The organism is Dietzia sp. oral taxon 368 (genome assembly GCF_002999155.1).
Classification (GTDB): Bacteria; Actinomycetota; Actinomycetes; order Mycobacteriales; family Mycobacteriaceae; genus Dietzia; species Dietzia cinnamea.
The window spans coordinates 1870793-1892519 of sequence record NZ_CP027238.1; the positions used below are offsets into that span (position 1 = coordinate 1870793).

The window sequence follows — 21727 nt, forward strand, 5'->3', positions numbered from 1 at the left end:
GTTTACTCGCCCCGCTCGTCGCCGTCGGCCTCGTCGGCCGGCTCGGCCGCCCCCACCCCCTCGGTGGTCCGAGCCTCGGCCGCGTTAGCGTCGAGCGCGGCGGCTCCGACGGTGTTGGGCTGGGGGAGCACGTTCGGGCGGGGGAGGAACGGCCGCAGCAGGTCCGGGAAACCGGGTGCGGGCCGGGCACCGTCGGGCTGCCGCACCTCGAGGCCGCCCTGACCATCCTGCGCGCCACCCTCACCCTGGTCGGCCTCTCCGCCGCCTGTCTCGCCGGTGCCGGGGCCCGCGCCGGGGTCGTCCCCCGGGGCGCCCCCGGTCCCGGCGCCCCCGCCGGGGTCCGGCGCGGGCGCCGCCGGCGCGACGGGGACGGCGGGCGCAACGGGCGCGACCGGTGCCTGACGGACCGGTTGGACGGTGGCGTCCTGCCGCGCGGGGGCCGCGGTCGGCACGGTCGTCGAGGGCGCCTGCGTCGCGACGGGCGTGGAGGTCGCCTCCTCCGAGGTGGTCTCGGTGGGCGGCTCGCCGGTCTCCTCCGAGGTGGTCTCGGTGGTCGCCTCGGAAGTGGTGCTCGCGATCGGCTCGGCGGTGGGGCCGCCGGTCTGGGCGGTCTCCACCTGGGCGCGGGCGCGCTCGACGGCCTGGGCGCTGCGGTGGGAGTCGTACCAGAGGCCGGTCGTGATGAGGCCGACGGACAGGACCCCCAGTGCGCTCATCCCCACGGCGGTGAGGGACGGGCGGGTGAACCGGGTGTCGAGCGATGCCATGGGCCCCAGTATCAGACAGCCTCCGTGCGAACGCCAACACCTTCCCCCGCCGCGCGCGTAGCCGGCGGGACGACCGTCAGTCGTTCGGGCGCTTCCCAGGTGACCTCGGCGTCGCCGTAGGGTTCGCGGTCGCGGCGCAGCCAGAGGCCGGCGACATGCCGCCGGAGGACGGGCAGCAGTTGGCCGTCGTCGCCGCGTCGGACGGAGGTGTGGCGGGCGCGGATCTCGCGTTCGCGCCACAGGGGTACCGGACCGCCGAGCATCACGGTGAGCATCACGCGGAACGCGTCGCTGTCGCGGTCGAACACCCCGCCGTGCCCGCGGGTGCCGTAGACGGGCGTGCCGTCGGCGAAGTAGCCGGTGTCGAGGCGCACGCCGCCGTCGCCGAGGTCGGAGTGCGACCACTGCCGCCGCAGCCCGAAGCGGACCTGGAGCAGCTCGACGGGATCGCCCGGTGCGGTGAGGGTGTAGCGGCGCACCGGGCCGGGGGCGCGCCAGTCCGACGGCCCAGTCACCCCCACGCCGAGGTCGGGGGATTCGGCGTAGATGACCCGATCGGCGCGCAGGCCGAGGCGCTCGGCGGTGCCGACGATCCGCCCGCCGTAGGAATGACCCACCACGGTCAGAGCGGCGCCGGGGCACTCGATCTCGATCACCCGGTCGACCTCGCGGCAGAACCGGACCAGCCGCGGCGCCATCGTCTCGGCGTACCGCGGGTTGCCGGCGTCGGCCATGATGTCCTGCGGGAACTCGCCGTCGAGGAACGCGATCACCGCCAGCCGGCCGACGGCGGCGTCGACGAGGTCCACGGCGACGTCGGTGTTGACGTGCGACATGTCGAGGTTGGTGCCGGTGCCGGGGACGTACACCGTGACCGCCTCGGTGCGCGGCCCGAGGTCGCCCACGACCTCGATCATCCGGCCACCGCGCCGCGGGGAGAAGGCGGGGAAGGAACGACGACGACGACGAGCGTCGCGCCGCGCCATGGTCTCCAGTCTGCCTATGCGCGGGGACCACGGGGTGCCCGCCAGTTGCTCACGGTGGAGGGCCCTGCGCACGGCCACCGCGTTGGCGCGGGCCCGCATCGGCCAGGGCACGCCGTACGTCCCGCCGACGGCCTCGGGCTCGGCGAGGGCGAGCACGCGCCTGTCGGCGACCGGCAGGTGCTCGATCCGCGAGTAGACCTCCTCGGGCTCGGCCGTCGCCCACCCGGCCACGGTCGCGGCCGTGTCGATGCCGCCGGGCGGTATCCCGGTGGCCCCGCTGCCCTCGGCGCTCGGGTCGGCGCGCCCATCTTCCGCGGGCCCGGCGGGCCCCGCGAGCCTGGTCAGGTCGGCGAGCGCGTTGTGCCGGGCCCGGTCCAGCCGCTCGCGCTGCCGGGCGCGCTGCGGCGCGGGAAGGGGGTCTGGGCCGTCGAGGTCGTCAACGGAGTCCTCGGCGAGTTCGACCAGCCGGTAGACGCCGGCAAGCTGTTCGTCGAGGCCGCGGGCCTCGCCGCCGATCGCGTCGGCGAGGGCGTCGAGCGCGGGGGAGCGGGTCGGTGCGGTGAGCAGGGCGTCGCGGGCGGTCGCGAGGGCGTCTCGGGTCGCCAGGAGGGCGGCGGCCAGCTCGAGCAGCGCGACGACCCGGGCCGGCGGCGGGTTCTCTGGCAGTGCCCCGGTCATCGGATGCCTCGGTGCGGTTGGGACGCGGCCACCGCGCGGGCCGCCTCGCCGGCCGACGCTTCGGTCAGCGTGCCGTCCGCCAGGGCGCCCGCGATTTCGGCCAGTCGCGCGATCCTGTCGGCGGCGGGGCTCAGGAGGGCGCGGACCTCGTCGTCGTCGCCCCTCTCGGCCCCCGCCGTGTCGGACGCGTGCCCGCCTCGGGCGCGGTCGAGGCGAGCGCCCGCCACCTCGAGGCGCCGCAGCAGGCGCGCGGCCTCGCCATGCACGGCGTCGTCCACGGGCGGGGTCAGAGCCGCAGCGGGTCGTCGTCCGCCGCCGGCTTCATCGCGCGGACGTCGACCGTGTCGTCGGGACGCACGGCGTTCTGCAGGGCGAGGGTGCGCGCCAGGCGCGAGTAGCGCAGCTCCTGCTCGCGGAACCGCACGTAGGTGGAGACGGTGACGAATGCGAAGCCCATGACCAGCGCGTAGAGCACCAGGTCGGTGCCACGCTGGACGCCCAGCGCGTTGGCGACCACCGTGAGGTCGTCGGGGCGGATCACGGCGTACACCATGAACACCACGAACAGCACGAACCCGATCTTCACGCCCGCCTTGGCGCGCGCCTTGCGGCGGTTGGCCAGGAAGAACAGGACCAGCGCGGCGCCGGCCAGCAGGAGCAGGACCTTGATCATCGGGGCAGCCTCCGTCCCACGAAGCCATCGGAGAGGATGTTGATGCCGTTGAGCAGTGACTGCCCCTTGGACATGGAGTACTCGGTGTAGAGGATGTCGACCGGCTGCTCGGCGACCCGCCATCCGTGCGAGTCCATGAGTTCGACGAACTCGCTGGCGTGGCTCATGCCGTTCATCCGCAGGTTGAGCTCGTCGGCGACGCGGCGGTTGAACACGCGCAGGCCGTTGTGCGCGTCGGTCAGGCCCAGTCGGCGGGTGCGGGGGCTGAGCAGCACGACCGTGCGCAGGACGAGCCGCTTGAGCAGCGGCACCTGGTCGTCCCGGCCGCGCGGGCGGCCGAAGCGGGTGCCCACGATGATGTCCACCGGCTCGCTGCGCAGCCGCTCGACCATCGCCTGCACGTCCTTGACCTGGTGCTGACCGTCGGCGTCGAACGTGACGAAGTAGCGGGCGCCGGGCTGGGCGCGGGCGTACTCCACACCGGTCTGGATGGCCGCCCCCTGGCCGAGGTTGACCGGGTGCCGCACCAGGTGCGCGCCGGCGCGGTGGATCGCCGAGGCCGAGTCGTCCGCCGACCCGTCGTCCACCGCCACGATGTTGGGGAACGTCTCGCGCGCACTGCGCAGCACGTCCTCGATCACGGTGCCCTCGTTGAAACAGGGCACGATGAGCCACACATCGCGGTTGCCGACGGGGCCGTGGCCGCCCGCCGGTCCGTCCGCCGCTCCCGGCTCGCTGTCCCGCACTCTGTCACCCGTCATCGCGGGTCGATACTATGCGATCAGTCGGACAACCCGGTGATGAGAAGGACGGCGGTTCCCCTGATGGCCATTGACGTGATGCTCCCGTACTACGGGGACGTCGACCACTTCAAGAAGGCCGTGGACAGTGTCCTCGCCCAGAGCTACCGGGACTTCCGCCTAGTCGTGGTGGACGACGGCTACCCGGACCCCGAGCCCGCCCGCTACATGGGCGAGATCACCGCGCGCGACGAGCGGGTCTCGTATGAGAAGAACGAGACGAACCTCGGCGCCAACGGCAACTACCGCAAGTGCCTCGACATGGTCACCGCGCCGATCGTCGTGGTGATGGGCGCCGACGATGTCATGCTGCCCAATTACCTGCAGGTCGTGGCCGACGGGTTCGCCGCCGTGCCCGACGCCGCCGTCATGGAGGTGGGCGTCAGCGTCATCGACGAGCACGGAGCGCCCGTGCGCGGCCTGTCCGACTCGGTCAAGGCCTTCACCCAGCCCAAGACCCAGGGCCGTACCGTCCTGCACGGCGAGAAACTCATGACCTCGCTCATGCACGGGAACTGGACCTACTTCCCGTCGCTGGCGTGGAACTCCGAGTGGGTCAAGCGGATCGGCTTCCGCGAGGGCTTGGACGTGGTGCAGGACCTCGCGCTGCTGGTGGACGTCATCACCGGCGGCGGCCACATGATCTACGACCCCACGCTGGCGTTCCTCTACCGCCGGCACTCCGCCTCCGATTCCTCCGTCCGCGCCCTCGACGGTCGGCGGTTCGACGAGGAGGCACGCTTCTTCGCCGCCGAGGCCGACGCGTTCGCCGCCCGCGGCTGGAAGAACGCCGAGCGGGCCGCGCGCCTGCACGTCACGTCGCGGCTCAACGCGCTGTCGCTCATCCCGACCGCGGCCAAGGCGGGCAAGCTCGCCGAGGGCGGGAAGAAGCTGCTCGGGCACACGTTCCGCAAGTTCTGACGCGGCGATGACCTGCGGCGCGGATCCGGGCGGCGAGGGTCGCCGTGGCGCCGGTCGCGAGCCCGCCCGCGCGCGGTGGGGCCTGGGCCTGTCCATGTACGCCGTCGAGGTCGTGGCGGTGGGCTTTCTCGCGCTGCTCTTCGGCGGTCTGTCCGCGATGCTCGCCGACACCTGTTTCAGCGGGAGCACCGAGCTCATCTGCGAACCACGCTGGCAGACGATCATGGCGGCCACGCCGATCACCGCGTGGCTCGTCACGGTCGCCGCGTTCGTGGGGCTGATGTGGTGGCTTCGACGGTTCTGGCTGGTGCTGGCCGCGATGGTGGCGACCCCGGCCGTGCCGTTGGTGGCGTTCCTCGTCATGGAGGCGGTGGTCACCGCGTGAACCGGGTGGTGGTTCCGGTGGGGCTGTGGTGATCCCGGCGTCGTGGGTGCCGCACCGGCGTGACGACGGCGAGGTGGTCGGCTGGATCGACATGACGGTCGCCGAGCCGCTGGTCGTGCCGATCGACAGACTGGGTCGGCCGATGGACCCGGTCGATGACTGGCACGACGCCGAGCAGGTCCTGGAGCGGGTGGGCCTGCGGTTTCTCCTGGGTCGCTATGTCATCGACGAGGGCGGCCGTGAGGTCGTGGTCCGCATCGCGCATGTCTACGACGACCGCATCGTGCTGACCACCGCCCTCACCGATGCGATCGAGGAGGTAGGCCGCGAGATCGTGGTGCCGTTCCCGGCGCCGGCAGGTCTCCGACGCGTGGAGTGACGGGGCAGCGGCGTCCCGCGGCCGCGGACCACCTTCGCGAGCGGGTGGACTCGCCGGTTCCGGATTAGCCCTGTGTCGCGACTCCCCAGCCCTGGGTCGCGCCTCCGCCGGTGTAGTCGCGGCCGAGGGTGCGCCCGCGGTACGGCTCGGCGGCGTCGTCCGTGGGCGCTGGATCCTCGACTGGCCTGCGCCCGAGCACCGCCGGGGCGACTTTGACCGGTTCGCCGATGATGGCGGTGGTGTTGGTGGCGTTGGTCAGGTAGCTCGCCGGCGTGTGACCTCGCCGATCACTGTTTTGGCCCGCGTTGGCCGCGCCCATCACCCCGCCCATCGGCATCGCGCCGGCGCGCCCGGCCTGGGCTGTACCTGTCGACGACGACGAGAGCGCCCCCGCACCCGACCCCGCCGTCCCACCGGGCGCGGGACCTGCCCCGGGACCGCCCGCGGCAGGTCCGCCCCCACCCGGGCCCGCCGCGCCGCCGGCACCGAAACCGGCCAGTGTCCCGGCACCACCCATCCGGGATGCGCCCACGCCCGCACCGGTCGCGGCGGCGCCGCCACCGCCGAGCAGGCCGCTGGTCGAGCTGAAACCGCGATCGCGGCCCCGGCCGTCCCCGTTCGCCCCGCCCCGGATCCCCCGGATGCCGCCCGCACCGACGCCTGCCGCGCCGCGCTGGCCGTTCGCCCCGGTCATCGGCGTCATCGGCGCCCCGGCCGGGGCGGTGGCCGCGTTCACGCCACCACCCGCAGCCCCGTGCCCCGCGCCCGCCTGTCCGGCCACCGACTGCCCGGCGCCCGCCTGCCCTGCACCGGCGGTGGCCGTCCCACCTCCGTCGGCTGCGCCCGTCCGCGAGGCCAGAAGCGCCTGCTCGGTGGCGGCATCGCGGCCCGCGCCCGGCGAGTTCGTCGTCGTCCCGCCACCTCCGGCCCCGCCCGCCGGACCGCCGGCCTCCACGGCGCCCGTGGTGAGCGCGGCGAGCGTGGCCGGGTTCGGCGCGGCCGGCTGCGCCGGGCGCGCGAGGCCCTCGGTGTTCCAGACCCGCGCCATGTCGATCCCGTCCGGACCGCCCAGCGCCGACGTGGAGACCACCCGGTACGCCGCGGTGAAGTCCAGATCGTCGAGGTTGGCGTCCATCACCGCGGGGCTGTACTCGGTGTTGACGATCGCCCGCGCCTGCTCCTCCGCCGCAGCTTTCTGGGCGCGTGACGCGGCGGCCGGCGACAGACCCGCCGGTCCGAGCTCGCGCCCGGACAGCTGCGCGAGCTGCGCCTGCGCCGCCTGCTCGGCCACGTTCGTGCGCGTGGTGACGAACCCGTCGTGCGCGCGTCCGGCCTTCTCGGCGACCTTCTCCAACTCCCCCGACAGCGCCACCGCCGAGTCGACAAGGCCGCGCACCGAGTCCTGTGCGCTCGATGCGAACTCGCCCTGCCACCCGTGCCCGAGCACATTGTTCAGATCGGACTGGAGTTGCGTCGCCGCGGTGTGCAGCGCCTCGGAGACCGCTCCCGCCCGCTGCTGGATCTGGCTGAACTGCTCGGGCTCAAGCGCCTGCGCACACTGGGCGATCCGCTCCAACGGCGAATCCGACACGTCCTCCGGCCCCACCCGCCCGTAACCACCCATCACGCACGAGTCCTCGAGGATGAACCCATCCGACTCACTCGCACGAATCAGACCCAGGCTTCGCAACCCTGCCGGCTCCTCGACCGCTTTCGACAACGCCCCCGCCAACGCCTCGTCCTGCGCCTCGATCAACCCGCCCGCGGCGGCGAACAACGCCGACATGGCGCGGGCCTGACTAACGAAGCCATTCAGGAGCCCCGGAAGGTCCTCACTCGACAGAAGGGAGTACACGGCCCCCAGTTGTCTGGCCGTCGGAAAGGCGCCAGCACTGACCGCTTGCCCTTGCCACTCATGTGATCCAGATGCTGACATGACTCGGTCGATAAACTGTCCGCAAGCAGCAACACAGACATCAGCGATTCCTGGTTCAAGATGAACAGTCACTTGTGATCCCCTCTTGGCAAGTACTTCATTACCGGGTGAACTGACTCTTCGAGCGCAGTACATGGGTCTGCAAAGTTCTGACCTCTGAACGATGCGAGACCGTGTACCAACGAAACACTCACAAAGAGAGTGCCTTCTGACGAAAAGAAGAGTTGCCGACAGCTGTTGCTGCCCATGTCCGCCTTACTAAGCAGCCGGAGTCCCTCGCGACCTGACACGGCAAATTCGCTTGCGACGAACGATTCATCGCGCAGGTAATCTTCGCGGGACTTCCAAGTGGACAGCACTCCGAAGATGACTTCTTCGTTCTTCCATCCACAGGCAAGTAGCTCCCCAGGACGGTCGATTCGCAGCTCACTATCCGCCCGCACCGGTGAGCCAACTCCCTCTTCGATAGCTTCAACCGGAATCTCGGCACACGGGTCGAAGAGGGCGGGCCTCTGCTCGACCGGCAGATCCCACGAATTGCCGGACTCTTCGGGGGCGGCTGCGCTCGTCGTCGTCGGCGCCTCTTCTCCCCCGTCCGCCGACGCGCACCCGGACAGCACCACGCCGACCGCAACGAGCGCGGCGCCCACAGCTCTACTTCTTCCCACAACCTGTACGACGCCCCGCCCGGCCGAACGGTTCCACCGTCGCCCTGGGTTCCCGAACCGGAGGCGTTGCGGCGAGCCATGAGGGGCAAGATTGAGTCGGTGCGCGGTCACATCCAGTGATCTTTGCAGCTGTGCGAGGCCTGCGGGTGGGTCATCCGACGCGCGGCCACGTGGCGCCAGTCGGCGTGACCTGCGGTGACGGGTTCGTGTCGTACCCGGATGGTCTAATCGAACACATGAGCGACGGGGTGAGTGATGCGGGCAGTGCCTCCACGGCGGGCGGTGAGATGACCGCCGTGCTGTCCGCGCTCGATGCGCACCTCGGCCGCGACTGGTCAGACGTCCCGGCCGCCGAGTTGCACGCCGAACTCGTCGCGCTCGAGCAGGCCCAACGCAGGCTCCGCGCCACCCAGGCGCGCGTCATGGCCGAGGCGCGCAGAGCCGGGGCCGCCAGGCAGATGGGCTACATCCACGAACGGCAGATGCTCACCGGCGGCCTCGGCCTGGCACCCGGCGAGGCGCGCGGCCGCCTCGAGGATTCTGCGATCGCCGACACCGCCCGCATGGCCGCCACCGCGGCCGGGACGATCTCGGCCGGGCACCTGAAGATCATCAACACCACCCTGGCCGCGCTACCGGACGAGGTCGACGACGACGAGCGCCACCGCCTCGAAGCCGAGCTGATCGCCCTGGCCGCCGGACAGTGCACGACCCGCCGCCTGCAGGAGAACGCCCACCGCCTGTTGGACCAGATCGACCCCGGCCGCACCGAACGCGGCGCCGGCGAACGGGCCCGGCGTCGCTCGGTCACCTGCTCCGGACAAGGCCTGGACCTCATGGCCAGGGCGTCGATGACCATGGACCCCCAACTGGCGGCCCTGATGCGCGAAGTCCACGCCCGCTGGGCACAACCCGGACGCCTATGGCCCGACGAGCAGACCCCCGATGAGCGCAGCGACGGTCAACGCATGCACGACGCCCTCGTCCACGCCCTGACCCTCGCACTGAACACCGACGCGCGCAAGACCGGCGCCGCAGCGGCGATCGTCGTACGCATCGACCTCGACCAACTGGCCACCCTGGCCGGATGCGGGCAGACCGACTCCGGGATCCGCGTGCCCGTCGACCAGGCCATCGCCATGGCGGCCGGCAACCACTGGTTCCTCGCCCTGTGCGACCAACAGATCGACCTCAAGCTCTACCGCAGTCGCCGCACCGCCTCCCGCTACCAACGCCTGGCACTGTTCGCCGCCTACGGCGGCTGCACCCACCCCGACTGCGACCAGGACGCCAGACACTGCCAAGCCCACCACGCCGGCAAACCCTGGGCCGCCGGCGGCCTGACCAACATCGACGAACTCGCCCTGACCAGCCCCGACTGCCACGCCATGATCCACGACACCGGCTGGACCACCATCCCCGACCGCACCGCACCCCAAGGCGTCCGATGGATCCCACCCACCGGCACCCCACGCGCGGCCAACCCACCCCCACCCAAACCCGGCCCACCGCCACTCGGGCCACTCGACGCACCCCTCCTGCCGTTCGCACTCCTCCACGACCTCGGCCACGCCATCGCCCAACACACGGGCAACTCCGAGGCCGCAGCATGACCACGCGGGAGCGAGGGGTCACGGCGGAGCGACCACGATCGGGCCGACAGGCTGGGTCAGCGCCGGACGATCACCATCCGCGACCCCACTTCGCGCACGTCGAACAGGGCTGGATCGTCGAAATGCAGAGGGGCGAAAACGATCTCCTCCCGGACATTGTTCTGGGACCGCGGCATCACGTTGACCATGGCCGGGAACACCCATCTCCGGGACCCTTCGCGATCCAGGACAAGGACGTCGGGGCCGCGGAACGGGCTCGACTCGATCGCGGCCGTCAGCTGCGCCGGCGAGTCCGTGTCGGACCATCGACGGATCTCGTCGAGTCGCTCCTCGTAGCGGCCCGCCGGGGTCGCATAGGCCTGCGCCGGCGCCTGGAACGAGAAGAAGGGCCGGTACGCGTACAGGGCCGGATCCGCGGTCAGCAGGACCAGGTCGGACGGGGCGCGGTCGCCGGTCATCTCGTCGATCGCCCCGAGCACGTCCTCCGGCACCCCGGGGTTCGCCCGGGCGGCCGCGGCGAAGTCGGAGTCCTCGTCGGAGACGTGCTGCACCATCTGCACCGCGGCGAGTCCGGCGATCACGACCGCGGCGGCGGTCACTCGCCCGCGGGAACGCTCGGGAGAAGTCCGCACCGCCCACCGAGCCAGGGCGAGCGCGCCGGCGATCCCGGCCAGCGAGAGCGCCAGAGTCACCACCGGGATCATGCGGAACGGCAGCAGCGTGCTCCCGGTCACCGCGCGCAGTCCGGACAGGATGTACCACCCGAGCGCGGCCACCACCGTCAACCCCAGCGCGCGGGCCAGCACCAGCCGTCGGCCGACGGAGGGGAGCGGGTCGTACTCTCCGCACGCGGAGTCGGCGGCGGCGTCAGCCCCGGCGCCGGACCCGGCACCGACACGTGCGCGCACCGACTCCGCCGCGCGATCGGCGACCGCCCCGACCCGAGCGGGCCACACGGTGACGACCAGCCACACCACGCCGATCAGACACAGGAGTCCGGCGGCGGACGGCTCGAACATCGGCAGCGGCCACCGCGACGCCACCTCGGGCGCGAAGTCGTTCGCCACCGACGGCTCGGTCTCCGCGCCGCCCAGCACCGCCAGCAGATAGCGGTGCCAGAACAGCAGAGCGATCCCCACCGAGATGCCGGCCATCGCCGCCAGACGTCCGAGCAGCGCCCCGACCACCGCGCGGTCGGCGCGGTGCCGCCAGGAATGGAGGACGACGACGAGACCGACCATCAGCGCCGCGAACCCCGCGATCAGCGTGTAGCCGAGCGCGGCCCAGCCGAGATACACGCCGATCGTCACCACGAGCGGCCACGTGGGCCGACGGCCCGCCCCCGCTCCCGCCCGGGCGCCGGCGGCGCGCGCGCAGAGCAGGAATGTCGCCACGACGACCTGCGGGAGCAGGCAGATCAGGATCCACGAGTAGGGCTCGTAGGCGTTGGTGTGACCGCCGACCACGGAGGTGGCGAGGCCGAACAGCACGGCCAGCCGGGCGGGGACCAGCCAGCGCCACGCCACGAACGCGATCGCGCCCGCGATGGCCATGGTGACGATCGCGTACGGCTTGTAGAACACCCAGCCGTCGACCCCCAGCAGTGCCGCGAGCCGTCCGCCCACCCAGAACCACTGCGGCGGATAGAACGGGGCGGCGTCGGCGTAGAAGGGGTCCGCGATCGCGGGGGAGTCCTCGAAGCGGGTGACGTAGGCGACGCGGTTGAGCTGGTCGCCGCCCAGGCCGAACAGGTAGTGGGGGGTGCCGCTGAGGAGCAGGCCCAGGTGGGAGGAGGCGAGGAAGGCCGGCCCGGCGGTGCCGAGCGCCCACAGAGTCCGGTCCCCGGTGGAGCGGCGCAACAGCAGCCACGCGGCGGCGATTACGGCCAGCGCGGCCAGTGTCCCGCCGAACGTCTCGGGCAGCCAGCTCGGCTCAGCGAAGGGCAGCGCGTCGACCGCGAGGAAGGTGGCGGCACCGACGATCGCGGCGACGAGGAGCGCGGCGAGGAGCTCAACCCCCCGCCTGGCCAGCGGGCGGAGTGCCGTCACTCCGCGGCTCCCGGACGTCGCGCCGCGGCGATCAGGCCCACCACATGCAGTGCGACACCGAGGCCCGGCCCGGCCAGTAGCGCGATCGCCGCGCGCGCGTCGAGCGAGCCGGGGACGGCCACCAACAGGATGGCGGCGGCGACCACCGCGACCCACCACCCGGCGTTGTAGAGCAGATGGCGATCGAAGGCGAGGGCGGCGTTCCCGGTGACCATGAGCGCGGCGGTACCCACGGAGGCGGCGGTCAGGGCGGCGAGGACGGCGCCGGGCAGTTCGAAGTCGCCGCCGAACAGCACCCGGATCAGCCAGGGGCCGATCAGCCATGCGGCGCCCGCGCCGACGATCCCGACGGCGGTCACCAGGCCCAGGGGTGCCGCCAGGGAGCGCGGGCCGCTGTCGCGGCGGCGGACGAAGTAGACGATGATCGCGCTCTGGAAGCTGGTCAGCGGCACCAGCAGCGGGGCGCGGGTGAGGGTGATGGCGAGGATCACCGCACCGACGAGCGGAGCCGGATCGGAGTCGCGGACGGTCGCGGTGACGAACAGCGGGAACCCGGTGACCAGGGCGGAGGTGCCGGCGGAGGCGAGCATCGCGGTGGCGGTGTTCCGCCAGAATCGTCGGCGACCGGAGTCCACGGCCGAGGCCAGCGCGGCGCGGGTGCCGGGAGACAGCGCGATGAGCAGCGCCCAGGTCACGGCGCCCGCGACGGTGGCCACGGCGAAGCCGAGCCCGGTGTCGCCGAGCCCCCACGCGACGCCCGCGACGGCCAGGCGCAAGGCGGCGTCGACGGTGAGCAGGACGGCGTACAGTCCCCACCGCTCTGTCCCGGACAGGACACCGGCGGTGGCGGCCTGGAGGGTGAAGCCGAGGATGCCGAACGCCATGATCGCCACCCCGGCGCCCGAGAACGTGGGCAATCCCAGCGGCGGCCACGCCGGTGCGCTCACAACGACCGCGGCGGCCAGGATCAGGCCCAGGGTGAAACCGGCCGGCAGCAGTCGGACGGCGCCCCTCGACGATCGGGTGCGCGCCTCCGCGGCACTGCGGTCATCGGCACCGGGGTCACCGCCACCGGGGGCGGGGTTCTCCCGCGCCGAGCGAACGGCCCGGGTGACCTCCTGCATCAACCCGTTCGCCACGCCGCCCAGGGCGAAGAACGCACCCCAGTAGGTGGCGAACAGCGGGTAGTCCGCCGGACCCAGCGCGCGGCCGGCGATGAGCATCACCAGGTACCCCGAGGCCGCGGCGAACACGGTCGCGAAGGTCAGCGCCCGCATGCCGCCCGCGGCCCCCGGGGCGGCGCCGGGCTCCGCCTCAGCGGGGGCCGGGGTGGTCATGAGGCATGCCGAGGGTCGGCGGCAGCGGCTCGGAGAACAACCAGGCGTCCCACAGGGGCTGCAGGTCGACCGGGGAGTGGTCGGCGGCCATGCGGAGGAAATCGTCCGTGGTGGCGGTCCTGCCGGAATAGGTCGCCACCCACGACCGGAGGAGGTCGAAGAACGCGGTGTCACCGACGACCTGGCGCAGGGCGTGCAAGGTCAGGGCGCCGCGCTTGTAGACCCGGTCGTCGAACATGTCCTTCGGTCCGGGGTCCGCCAACAGGATGTCCTGCGGGGAGCTCTGCAGCTTGGAGTAGTAGCGCAGGGCGTGGCTGCCGGCGTCGGCGCCGCCGGAGAACTCGGTCCACAGCCATTCGGCGTAGCACGCGAAGCCCTCGTGCAGCCAGATGTGCTTCCACTCGGCGGCGGTGACGGCGTTGCCGAACCACTGGTGTGCCAGTTCGTGGGCGATCAGCCGCTCGTCGCGGTCACCGGACTCGGCGGTGCCGCGGCCGAACGTCGACATCCCCATGGCCTCGAGCGGGATCTCGAGCTCGTCGTCGGTGACCACGACCGTGTACTCGTCGAACGGGTACGGGCCGAACAGCCCGCTGAACACGTCGATCATCTCGGCCTGGCGGGCGAACGCCTGCCGGAACCCGCGCTTGAGGTCGGCGGGCAGGAAAGCGTGGACGGGGACCGCGCCGTCGCCCACCGTCAGGTGCTCGTAGCGGCCGAGGTTGATGGTGACCAGGTAGGTGGAGGTGGGGTACGGCAGGTCGAAATCCCAGGTGGTCACGCTGCCGCCGCGCTTCTTTCCCACCAGCGCGCCGGTGGCGACGGCCCGGTACGGCGAGTCCGTGGTCAGGCGGATGCGGAACGGTGCCTTGGACGAGGGATGGTCGTCGCAGGGGAACCAGCTGGCCGCGCCGTTGGGCTGATTGGCCACGAGCACCCCGTCGGTGAGTTCCTCCCAGCCGACCTCGCCCCAGGCGCCGCGGATGGGCCGCGGGTTGCCGGAGTAGCGGATGGTCAGCGCGAACTCGGTGCCCGGCTCGAGCGGCTCGGCGAGCGTGACGGCGAGCTTGCCGCGGGGCCGGGAGTAGCGGGCGACGCGGCCCCGGTCGATCGACACCTTGGACACGTCCAGGTGCGGGGAGAGGTCGAGCCGGATCGCGTCGAGCGGCTCGGTGGCGGTCGCGGTCGCGGTGATGACGGCTTCGCCGCGGAGGTTGTTGGAGCTCATCTTGTAGGTGAGGTCCAGCTCGTAGCGTGCGACGCGGTAGCCGTGGTTGCCGGCCGTCGGCAGGTAGGGGTCGACCGGATCGCCGCTCGACGGGCCGTGGTGGCCCGCGAGTCTGGCGACGAGGTCCTTGCTGGCTGCCTTCAATTCCATGACCTGCGCGAGTCTAGAGGACCTCCCGGCTCGACCGCCCCGGCCGACGCCCCCTACGACCGATCCCGAGAGACTACTTGCCAACCGAGAAAGTACTTGCCTATAGTTGAGTCATCGCCTCGAGGGAAACGCCAACGGGGTCCCACCGAGAAAGGTGTCGTCATGAACACGGAGAACCCCACGACCGACCCGGTCGACCGCGCCGAGGCCGCCCGACTGCTCGCCGAGGCGGAGGGGCGCCCGCCGGTGAGCACCGCCCACGACGTCCGCGTCTTCGCTGGCTTCGCCGCGGCGATCGCGGTGCTCATGGGCGTCGGCACCATCGCGATCATGTTCACCAACTGGGCGCTCATCCCCTACGTGGCCCTGCTGTTCGTGGCGATCTACTGGCAGCGGCGGGCGATCAACGCCAGCCCGCGGGGCTCGGGCCGGACGTACACGTGGGGCATCGCGGGATCGGGCGTGATGATCCTCGTCGTCGTCACCGCCCTGAACGTCCTCCGCACCACGATCGGCCTCACCGCCTGGTGGTACGCGCTCGGCGTGGTTCTGGTCGCGCTGCCCGGCCTGGTGGCCGCCGCGCTCATCGTCCGGCGAGGTGCGGCGCGATGAGGGACGAGAAGGTGACGACGACGAGCACCGCCGCCGCATCGGGGGGCTCCGCCCCGGGGGCGGGCTCCCGCCGGGATGGGCAGGGCCGGCCCGGGGGGCACGCCCGGCATCGTCTCGACGAGGTCATCCACGCCCCGGTCCGCTTCTCGATCGTGGCGGCGCTGGCCGGCGTCGACGACGCGGAGTTCGCCACGATCCGCGATGCGGTCGAGGTGACCGACTCGACGCTGTCCAAACAGGTCGCCGTGTTGGAGAAGGCCGGCTACGTCACGGTCCGCAAGGGCTATGTGGGCAAGCGGCCCCGCACGTGGCTCTCGCTGAGCCGGGACGGGCGCAAGGCGTACGAGTCCCACCTCGCGGCGCTGCGCGCGATCGCCGGCGCCTGACCGCGCGCCGCCGCTCTAGCCCCGCCAGGGCGAGATCGGGTTGCCCTGCCACCGCGTGCCGGCGGGGATGCGGTCGCCGCGCATGACGAGCGAGGCCGGACCGACGGTGGAGCCCGCGCCGATCGACGACGCGGGAAGCGCGACGCAGTGACTGCCCAGAGTGGCGCCGTCGGCGAGATCGACGCGGTCGATCTGCATGATGCGGTCGTGGAACAGGTGCGTCTGGACCACACAGCCGCGGTTGACGGTGGCGCCCCGACCGAGGGAGATGAGGTCGGCCTCGGGCAGCCAGTACGACTCGCACCACACGCCCCGGCCCACGCGCGACCCCAACAGCCGCAGCATGAGGTTGAGGACGGGCGTGCCGGAGGCGGGCCGCGCCACCCATGGCGCGGCCATCAGCTCGACGAACATGTCCGCCACCTCGTTGCGCCACACGAACGACGACCAGAGCGGCTGCTCGCCGGCGCGGATCCGGCCCACCAGCACCCACTTGGCGAGCACGGCCGCCACCAGGGCGACCAGGCCCGCGTAGGCGAGGACCGGGCCGGAGAGCAGGGCGGCCACGCCGAAGCCCCACTCGCGATGCGCGGCCTGCAACAGCACCAGCACGCCGACGAGCAGGAGGAACGACAGCCACACGGGGACCAGTCGCAGCGTCTCCCACGCCCCACGCGCGATCTTCAGGCGGCGCGGCGGCCGGTAGGTGCGCCCGTCGTCGTCGCCGTCGGCGGTGGCGCGCGGCAGCTTCTGCGGCGGCGAGCCCAGCCACGAGGTGCCCTTCTTGGCCTTCTGCGGGGCGGACGACAGGACGGCGACCAGGCCGCGCGCCGGGACCTTGCGGCCTGCGGAGGCGATCCCGGAGTTGCCGAGGAACGCGCGTTTGCCGATCTGGGCGTGCTCGAGCCGCATCCACCCCGAGCCCAGTTCGTAGGGGGCGACCATGGTGTCGTCGGCGAGGAACGCGCCGTCGCGGACGGTGGTGAGCGAGGGGATGAGCAGGACGGTCGACGCCTCGACGTCGCGGCCGATCCGCGCGCCCAGCAGGCGCAGCCAGACCGGGGTGAGCATCGATGCGTACAGCGGGTAGAGCCAGGTGCGGGCGGCGTCCATGATCCGCTCGCTGCACCATGCCTGCCAGGCGATGCGCGAGTGGACCGGGTGGAAGCCCGGGGTCAGTCGGATCGAGAGCAGGCGGATCGACAACAGCGTGAACGCGGCGAACAGGGCGAACGCGAGTAGCGCACCGGGGACCGACCACAGCGCGGCGCGCGCCGCCAGCTCCCCGACACCCGCGGCGTCGCCTGCGCCCCACGCCACGAGCGCCAGTCCCGCGGCCAGGGCCAGGAGCGGCATCCCGCCCAGCACCAGGGCGGAGAGCTGGTACGCGAGGCTCCAGCCGCGGCTGTGGGGCGCGGGCTCGGCGGGCCAGCTCGACCCGCGCTTGCCGCGCTTGAGCGCCGGTGAACCCGCGTAGCGCTTGCCGGCTTTGACCGTGCCCACCACGGCCGAGCCGATCTCGACGTGCGCACCGCGGCCGATCACCGCGCCGGGCAACAGCATGGACCGCGCGCCGATCACGGCCTGCTCGCCGATCTCGATCCTGCCGATGTGCACCACGTCGCCGTCCACCCAGTGCCCGGCCAGGTCGACCTCGGGCTCGACGGAGGCGCCGTCGCCCACCGTGAGCAGCCCGGTCACGGGCGGCAGCGTGTGCATGTCGACGTCGCGTCCGATCCGCGCGCCCAGGAGCCGGGCGAACGTGGTCAGCCAGCCGGCCCCGGTCAGGGAGACGGCACCGGAGGACTCCACGAGCCGCTCGGCCGCCCACAGACGGAGGTGCACCGACCCGGCGCGCGGGTACGTCCCCGGACGGATGCCGGCCGTGAGGAGCCGGCACAGGCCGGCGGTGACGACCATCCGGCCGACGGGCAGCAGCAGTAGCACCGCGAGCACTCCCAGCACCCACCACGACACGGGCCGCGCCCACGCCACGCCGAGCTCGGCCGCGACGTTGTTGGCGAGTCCCAGCCATGTCAGCCACCGCAGGCCGGTCACGGTGAGCAGCGGGATCGTCGAGAGGACCTGAACCGTCTGAGCGACGGGCCCGACGGGCCGGACGTGGCGCGGCGCGACCTCGGCCTCCGGCTCGAGCTCGTCGAGGAAGGCGGCGAAGTCGCCCAGGCGGGAGCGGTCGTAGATGTCGCCCACCGTCACGGCGGGGAAGCGCTCGCGGACGCGGGCCACGACGTGCGCGGCGGCCAGCGATCCGCCGCCGAGGGCGAAGAAGTCCTCGTCGACGCCGGAGACGTCGGCGCCGAGCGCGGCGGACCACAGCTCGGCGACCCACGCCTCGGTGCCGTCGAGTTCGGACTCGGCGGCCGAGGTCTGGGCCAGCGGCCAGGGCAGGGCGGCGCGGTCGACCTTCCCGGAGGTACGGGTGGGCAGTTCGTCGACGAGCGCGAGCCGCGGTACGACGCCCGCCGGCAGCTGTTCGCGCAGCAGCCCGGCGGCCGCCGCCAGATCGAAGCCGTCCGGGTCGTCGGCGACGAGGTACGCCACGAGCACCGGCTGTCCGGCCTCGGTCTTCTGCACCGCGGCCGCGCCGGCGCTGACGCCGGGGAGCGCGGACACCGCGGTGTCGACCTCGCCCAGTTCGAGGCGGCGTCCGCCGATCTTGACCTGGTCGTCGACCCGACCGTGGAAGTACAGTCCGTCGGCCTCGAGCCGCACCATGTCGCCCGACCGGTAGGCGCGGTCCCAGCCGAGGGTCTCCATGGGCGCGTACTTCTCGAGATCCTTCTCGGGGTCGAGGTAGCGGGCCAGCCCGACGCCGCCGATCACCAGTTCGCCGGACTCGCCGTAGCCGACCGGCTGCCCGGCGGGATCGACCACCGCGAGGTCCCAGCCGTCGAGGGGCAGCCCGATCGACACCTCGCCGGCGCCGGTCAGCGGGGCGGCGCACGCCACGACGGTGGCCTCGGTGGGACCGTAGGTGTTCCACACCTCGCGGCCGTCGGCGGCGAGCCGCGCGGCGAGCTCCGGTGGGCACGCCTCGCCGCCGAGGATCACCAGGCGGACGTCGGTGAGCATCGAGTCCGGCCACATCGAGGCCAGCGTCGGCACCGTGGAGATCACGGTGATCCGCCGCTCGCGCAGCCACGGCCCCAGGTCGAGTCCGGACTTGACGATCGAGCGCGGCGCGGGCACGAGGCACGCCCCGTGGGCCCAGGCCAGCCACATCTCCTCGCACGAGGCGTCGAAGGCCACGGACAGGCCGGCGAGCACGCGGTCGCCCGGGCCGAGGGGGGAGTCCTGCAGGAAGATCCGTGACTCGGCGTCGACGAACGCGGCGGCGCTGCGGTGCGTGACGGCCACGCCCTTGGGCAGGCCGGTGGTTCCGGAGGTGAAGATGATCCAGCAGTCGTCGTCGACGGTCGGCCGGCGGTGTCGAGCGGGATCGTCGGGGCGGTCGGGGTCGGTGACGGCCATGCCGTGGGCGGTGTACACGGCGGCGACCCGCGCCTGGCCGAAGACCAGCTCGGCCCGCTCGGCCGGGTCGTCCACGTCGACGGGGACGTAGGCCGCGCCGGCGGCCAGGGTGCTGAGGATCGCCAGGTACAGCTCGGCCGAGCCGGAGGGCATGTGGATGCCGACCCGGTCACCGGCGCCGACGCCCTGGTCCTGCATCCACGCGGCGGAGACCTGGATCTGCCGCCAGACCTCGCCGTAGGTGAGGACGCGCGTGCCGTCGTCGAGGCACGGGGCGTCCGGGTGCCGTTCGACCGCCGACCCCAACACGTCGAGGAGTGTCCGTGGGGTCGCAGCGTGCGAGCTGCGCAGATACTGCTCTGGGATGGTGGCCACGTGCGGATGGTATCGCTCTGAGGTGAACATCCCGCCGCGGTCACCTCCGGGCTGGTTAAGTGAGGCGCATGACTTCTGGGAGCCTTCGGAACAGGACCGTCGTGATCGTGGGAGCGGGCCCGGGCTTCGGTCACACGCTGGCCCTGCGCGCCGCGGCGCAGGGCGCGTCGGTGGTGGTCGCGGCGCGGACGGCCTCGCGGGTGGAGGAGATCGCGGACGCGGTCCGTCGGGACGACGAGGTGCGCCGTGCCGGCGGCACGGCGATCGCCGCGCCCGTCGACGCCACCGACCCCGACTCGGTGCGTGCCCTGCGTGAGACCGTCGAGGGCCACGCCGACGCGGTGCACGGGCTCGTGTACAGCGCCTTCGCGGTGCCCAGCATGAAGCCGCTGGCCCGGACCGATCACGGTCAGATCTCCGCGGGGATCGACCTGTCCGTCCTCGGCGCGCTGCGCACGACGCAGGAGTTCACCCCGCTCCTCGAGGCCGGCGCGGGTGCCGATGACGCCACCCACGTCGCCGGCGCCACCCACGCCACCGGCGGTGCCGCCTCTCGCCCCGGTGCCGCCTCTCGCCCCGCCACGAGCTCGGTCGTCATGATGGCCTCGGCCGTCATCCACCACTCCCGCAAGCGCTACGCGGGTTACAAGATCGCCAAGACCGCCCTGGTCGCGCTGGGGCATTCGCTGGCCACCGAGCTCGGGCCGCGCGGCATCCGCGTCAACACCGTCGCGCCGGGTTACATCTACGGCGACACCCTCAAGGCGTATTTCGAGAGCCTGGCCACCAAGTACGGCGGCACGGTCGAGGACGTCTACGCGCACACGGCGGAGAAGACGGACCTGCGTCGCCTGCCCGACGAGGCGGAGATCGTCGACCCGGTTCTGTTCCTGCTCTCCGACGCAGCCTCGGCCGTCACCGGACAGACGCTCACCGTGGACTGCGGCGAGTTCCACACCTGACACGAGCAGCACCACCCCGAGGCGTGGGATCAGGGTCGGGATCCGGGTCCTTCCCCGATGTGGTGCGAGGCGCGGTGGTGGAGAGTGGAGCTCACCGGGGAACACGTCCCCGATCGTCCGGACAGGACGACGACGAGGAGATCGCCATGACCCACGAATTCGCCTCTCAGCCGAAGCGCCTGACCCGATCCGAGGACCGCTGGATCGGTGGCGTGTGCGGTGGCCTGGCCGACGACTTCGGCCTGGACCCGGCGTTGGTGCGCGTCCTGTTCGTGGCCTCGCTGCTGCTCCCGGGCCCGCAGCTGCTCATCTACGTGATCCTGTGGTTCGTCATGCCCGACGCCCGCGCCTGACCGGGGACGGGCCCTCCCCGTTGTCGGGACCGCTCTGGCAGGCTGAGCGCATGAGCATTGCAGACACCTCAGCCGCCGCCCCGTCCGCCGCTGGTGAATACGCGTCCGTCCGCGTCGAGAAGGCCACCCGGCACCCGCACGTCGCCCAGGTGACGCTGATCGGCCCGGGCCGGAACAACGCGATGGGCCCGGACTTCTGGGCGGAGATGCCCCGGGTCATGGCCGAGCTCGACGCGGATCCCGACGTCCGCGCCGCGGTCATCGCCGCGCAGGGCCGCAACTTCACCTACGGCCTGGATCTGATGGCGATGATGCCGCAGTTCATGGAGTTCCTGCCGCAGGACAAGGCCCCGGACGCGTCCCGCAACGAGCGCGTCCTCGACTTCGTGGAAAACATGCGCCGGGCCGTCGACGCCGTCGCGTCCGCCAAGACGCCGACGGTGGCGGCCGTGCAGGGTCGCTGCATCGGAGGCGGGATCGACCTCATCTCGGCCTGCGACGTCCGCCACGGCTCCGCGGACTCGACGTACTCGGTGCGCGAGGTCAAGGTCGGCATCGTCGCCGACATGGGCTCGCTGGCGCGGCTGCCCTACATCATCGGCTCGGGCCTGACCCGCGAGCTGGCGCTCACCGGCCGCGACATCGACGCCGAGACCGCCCTGCGGTACGGCCTGGTCACCCACGTCGCCGACGACGCCGCCGGGGTCCTCGACTCGGCACACGCCACGGCCGCCGAGATCGCCGACAACCCGCCGCTCGTGGTGCGCGGCACCCGCGAGGTGCTCAATCGCGCGATCGAGGGGCCGATCTACGAGTCCAACCGCTACGTGGCCACGTGGAACGCCGGCTTCCTGGCCTCCGCCGACATGATGGAGGCGATCAGCGCGACGCTGGAGAAGCGCGAGGCGAAGTTCACCGGCCGCTGACCGGTCGGGGTCGGCCTCTGCACCACGCGACCGCCACCCTGCCACCAACGAG

The 21727-nt window shown here is 72.5% G+C and carries 20 protein-coding genes; 9 read left to right on the plus strand and 11 right to left on the minus strand.

Going from position 1 to position 21727, the window contains the following annotated elements; genetic code table 11:
- Positions 1 to 2: 2 nt before the first annotated feature.
- Genes C3V38_RS08755 through C3V38_RS08775 form a run of 5 tightly spaced genes read right to left on the minus strand, consistent with a single transcriptional unit; the run spans position 3 to position 3865 of the window.
- Positions 3 to 767 (minus strand): hypothetical protein, encoded by a 765-nt coding sequence (locus C3V38_RS08755; protein WP_106385569.1) that lies wholly within the window; start codon positions 765 to 767, stop codon positions 3 to 5.
- Between the two features lie 11 nt (positions 768 to 778).
- Positions 779 to 2431: an alpha/beta hydrolase gene (locus C3V38_RS08760; RefSeq protein ID WP_165001091.1), complete on the minus strand. Its 1653-nt coding sequence runs from the start codon at positions 2429 to 2431 to the stop codon at positions 779 to 781.
- Complete coding sequence (locus C3V38_RS08765; protein WP_106385570.1) at positions 2428 to 2709, minus strand: hypothetical protein; 282 nt, start codon at positions 2707 to 2709, stop codon at positions 2428 to 2430. The genes C3V38_RS08760 and C3V38_RS08765 overlap by 4 nt, the downstream gene beginning before the upstream one ends.
- Positions 2710 to 2717: 8 nt before the next feature.
- Complete coding sequence (locus C3V38_RS08770) at positions 2718 to 3104, minus strand: DUF2304 domain-containing protein (protein WP_106385571.1); 387 nt, start codon at positions 3102 to 3104, stop codon at positions 2718 to 2720.
- A complete protein-coding gene (locus C3V38_RS08775) occupies positions 3101 to 3865 on the minus strand; it encodes a glycosyltransferase family 2 protein (protein WP_254425931.1) in 765 nt (254 codons plus the stop codon). The genes C3V38_RS08770 and C3V38_RS08775 overlap by 4 nt, the downstream gene beginning before the upstream one ends.
- 63 nt (positions 3866 to 3928) lie before the next feature.
- On the opposite strand from C3V38_RS08775, the gene C3V38_RS08780 reads away from it, so the two are divergent.
- Genes C3V38_RS08780 through C3V38_RS08790 form a run of 3 tightly spaced genes read left to right on the plus strand, consistent with a single transcriptional unit; the run spans position 3929 to position 5589 of the window.
- Positions 3929 to 4825, plus strand: a complete 897-nt coding sequence (locus C3V38_RS08780; RefSeq protein WP_106385572.1) for a glycosyltransferase family 2 protein — start codon at positions 3929 to 3931, stop codon at positions 4823 to 4825.
- A gap of 7 nt (positions 4826 to 4832) precedes the next feature.
- Positions 4833 to 5210 carry a hypothetical protein gene (locus C3V38_RS08785; RefSeq protein WP_106385573.1) on the plus strand — a complete coding sequence of 126 codons (378 nt, stop codon included), beginning with the start codon at positions 4833 to 4835 and terminating at the stop codon, positions 5208 to 5210.
- Between the two features lie 25 nt (positions 5211 to 5235).
- Positions 5236 to 5589 (plus strand): hypothetical protein, encoded by a 354-nt coding sequence (locus C3V38_RS08790; protein ID WP_311201268.1) that lies wholly within the window; start codon positions 5236 to 5238, stop codon positions 5587 to 5589.
- A 64-nt stretch (positions 5590 to 5653) separates the two neighbouring features.
- On the opposite strand, the gene C3V38_RS17605 is transcribed toward C3V38_RS08790, so the two are convergent.
- Together C3V38_RS17605 and C3V38_RS08805 are read right to left on the minus strand one after the other, a co-directional pair.
- On the minus strand, positions 5654 to 7375 hold the full coding sequence (locus C3V38_RS17605; RefSeq protein ID WP_165001092.1) for a WXG100 family type VII secretion target: 1722 nt from the start codon (positions 7373 to 7375) through the stop codon (positions 5654 to 5656).
- Positions 7376 to 7593: 218 nt separating this feature from the next.
- Positions 7594 to 8175, minus strand: a complete 582-nt coding sequence (locus tag C3V38_RS08805; protein ID WP_165001093.1) for a DUF3558 family protein — start codon at positions 8173 to 8175, stop codon at positions 7594 to 7596.
- Between the two features lie 254 nt (positions 8176 to 8429).
- Between C3V38_RS08805 and C3V38_RS08810 the strand changes: the two genes are divergently transcribed.
- A complete protein-coding gene (locus C3V38_RS08810; protein ID WP_106385577.1) occupies positions 8430 to 9806 on the plus strand; it encodes an HNH endonuclease signature motif containing protein in 1377 nt (458 codons plus the stop codon).
- Positions 9807 to 9862: 56 nt separating this feature from the next.
- Here the strand turns inward: C3V38_RS08810 and C3V38_RS08815 are convergent, their stop codons facing one another.
- Genes C3V38_RS08815 through C3V38_RS08825 form a run of 3 tightly spaced genes read right to left on the minus strand, consistent with a single transcriptional unit; the run spans position 9863 to position 14563 of the window.
- On the minus strand, positions 9863 to 11854 hold the full coding sequence (locus C3V38_RS08815; RefSeq protein WP_106385578.1) for an arabinofuranosyltransferase: 1992 nt from the start codon (positions 11852 to 11854) through the stop codon (positions 9863 to 9865).
- The gene (locus C3V38_RS08820) at positions 11851 to 13191 is read right to left on the minus strand and encodes a hypothetical protein (RefSeq protein ID WP_063935247.1); all 1341 of its coding nucleotides are present in this window, start codon (positions 13189 to 13191) and stop codon (positions 11851 to 11853) included. Before C3V38_RS08820 ends, C3V38_RS08815 begins: the two co-directional genes overlap by 4 nt.
- A complete protein-coding gene (locus C3V38_RS08825) occupies positions 13169 to 14563 on the minus strand; it encodes a M1 family metallopeptidase (protein ID WP_106386431.1) in 1395 nt (464 codons plus the stop codon). Before C3V38_RS08825 ends, C3V38_RS08820 begins: the two co-directional genes overlap by 23 nt.
- A 168-nt stretch (positions 14564 to 14731) precedes the next feature.
- On the opposite strand from C3V38_RS08825, the gene C3V38_RS08830 reads away from it, so the two are divergent.
- Entirely contained in the window at positions 14732 to 15181 is a 450-nt protein-coding gene (locus C3V38_RS08830) for a hypothetical protein (RefSeq protein WP_061227491.1), read from the plus strand.
- Positions 15178 to 15567 (plus strand): transcriptional regulator, encoded by a 390-nt coding sequence (locus tag C3V38_RS08835; protein WP_082767563.1) that lies wholly within the window; start codon positions 15178 to 15180, stop codon positions 15565 to 15567. Before C3V38_RS08830 ends, C3V38_RS08835 begins: the two co-directional genes overlap by 4 nt.
- A 15-nt stretch (positions 15568 to 15582) precedes the next feature.
- Here C3V38_RS08835 and C3V38_RS08840 read toward each other — a convergent pair whose 3' ends face one another.
- The gene (locus C3V38_RS08840; protein WP_106385579.1) at positions 15583 to 19464 is read right to left on the minus strand and encodes a Pls/PosA family non-ribosomal peptide synthetase; all 3882 of its coding nucleotides are present in this window, start codon (positions 19462 to 19464) and stop codon (positions 15583 to 15585) included.
- A 38-nt stretch (positions 19465 to 19502) separates the two neighbouring features.
- Here C3V38_RS08840 and C3V38_RS08845 point away from each other — a divergent pair, with 38 nt between their 5' ends.
- The 3 genes from C3V38_RS08845 (at position 19503) to C3V38_RS08855 (ending at position 21675) form a co-directional block, all read left to right on the plus strand.
- Positions 19503 to 20396, plus strand: a complete 894-nt coding sequence (locus tag C3V38_RS08845; RefSeq protein ID WP_106385580.1) for an SDR family oxidoreductase — start codon at positions 19503 to 19505, stop codon at positions 20394 to 20396.
- A gap of 146 nt (positions 20397 to 20542) precedes the next feature.
- A complete protein-coding gene (locus C3V38_RS08850; RefSeq protein ID WP_106385581.1) occupies positions 20543 to 20749 on the plus strand; it encodes a PspC domain-containing protein in 207 nt (68 codons plus the stop codon).
- 50 nt (positions 20750 to 20799) lie between these two features.
- Complete coding sequence (locus tag C3V38_RS08855; RefSeq protein ID WP_106385582.1) at positions 20800 to 21675, plus strand: crotonase/enoyl-CoA hydratase family protein; 876 nt, start codon at positions 20800 to 20802, stop codon at positions 21673 to 21675.
- Positions 21676 to 21727: the final 52 nt, after the last annotated feature.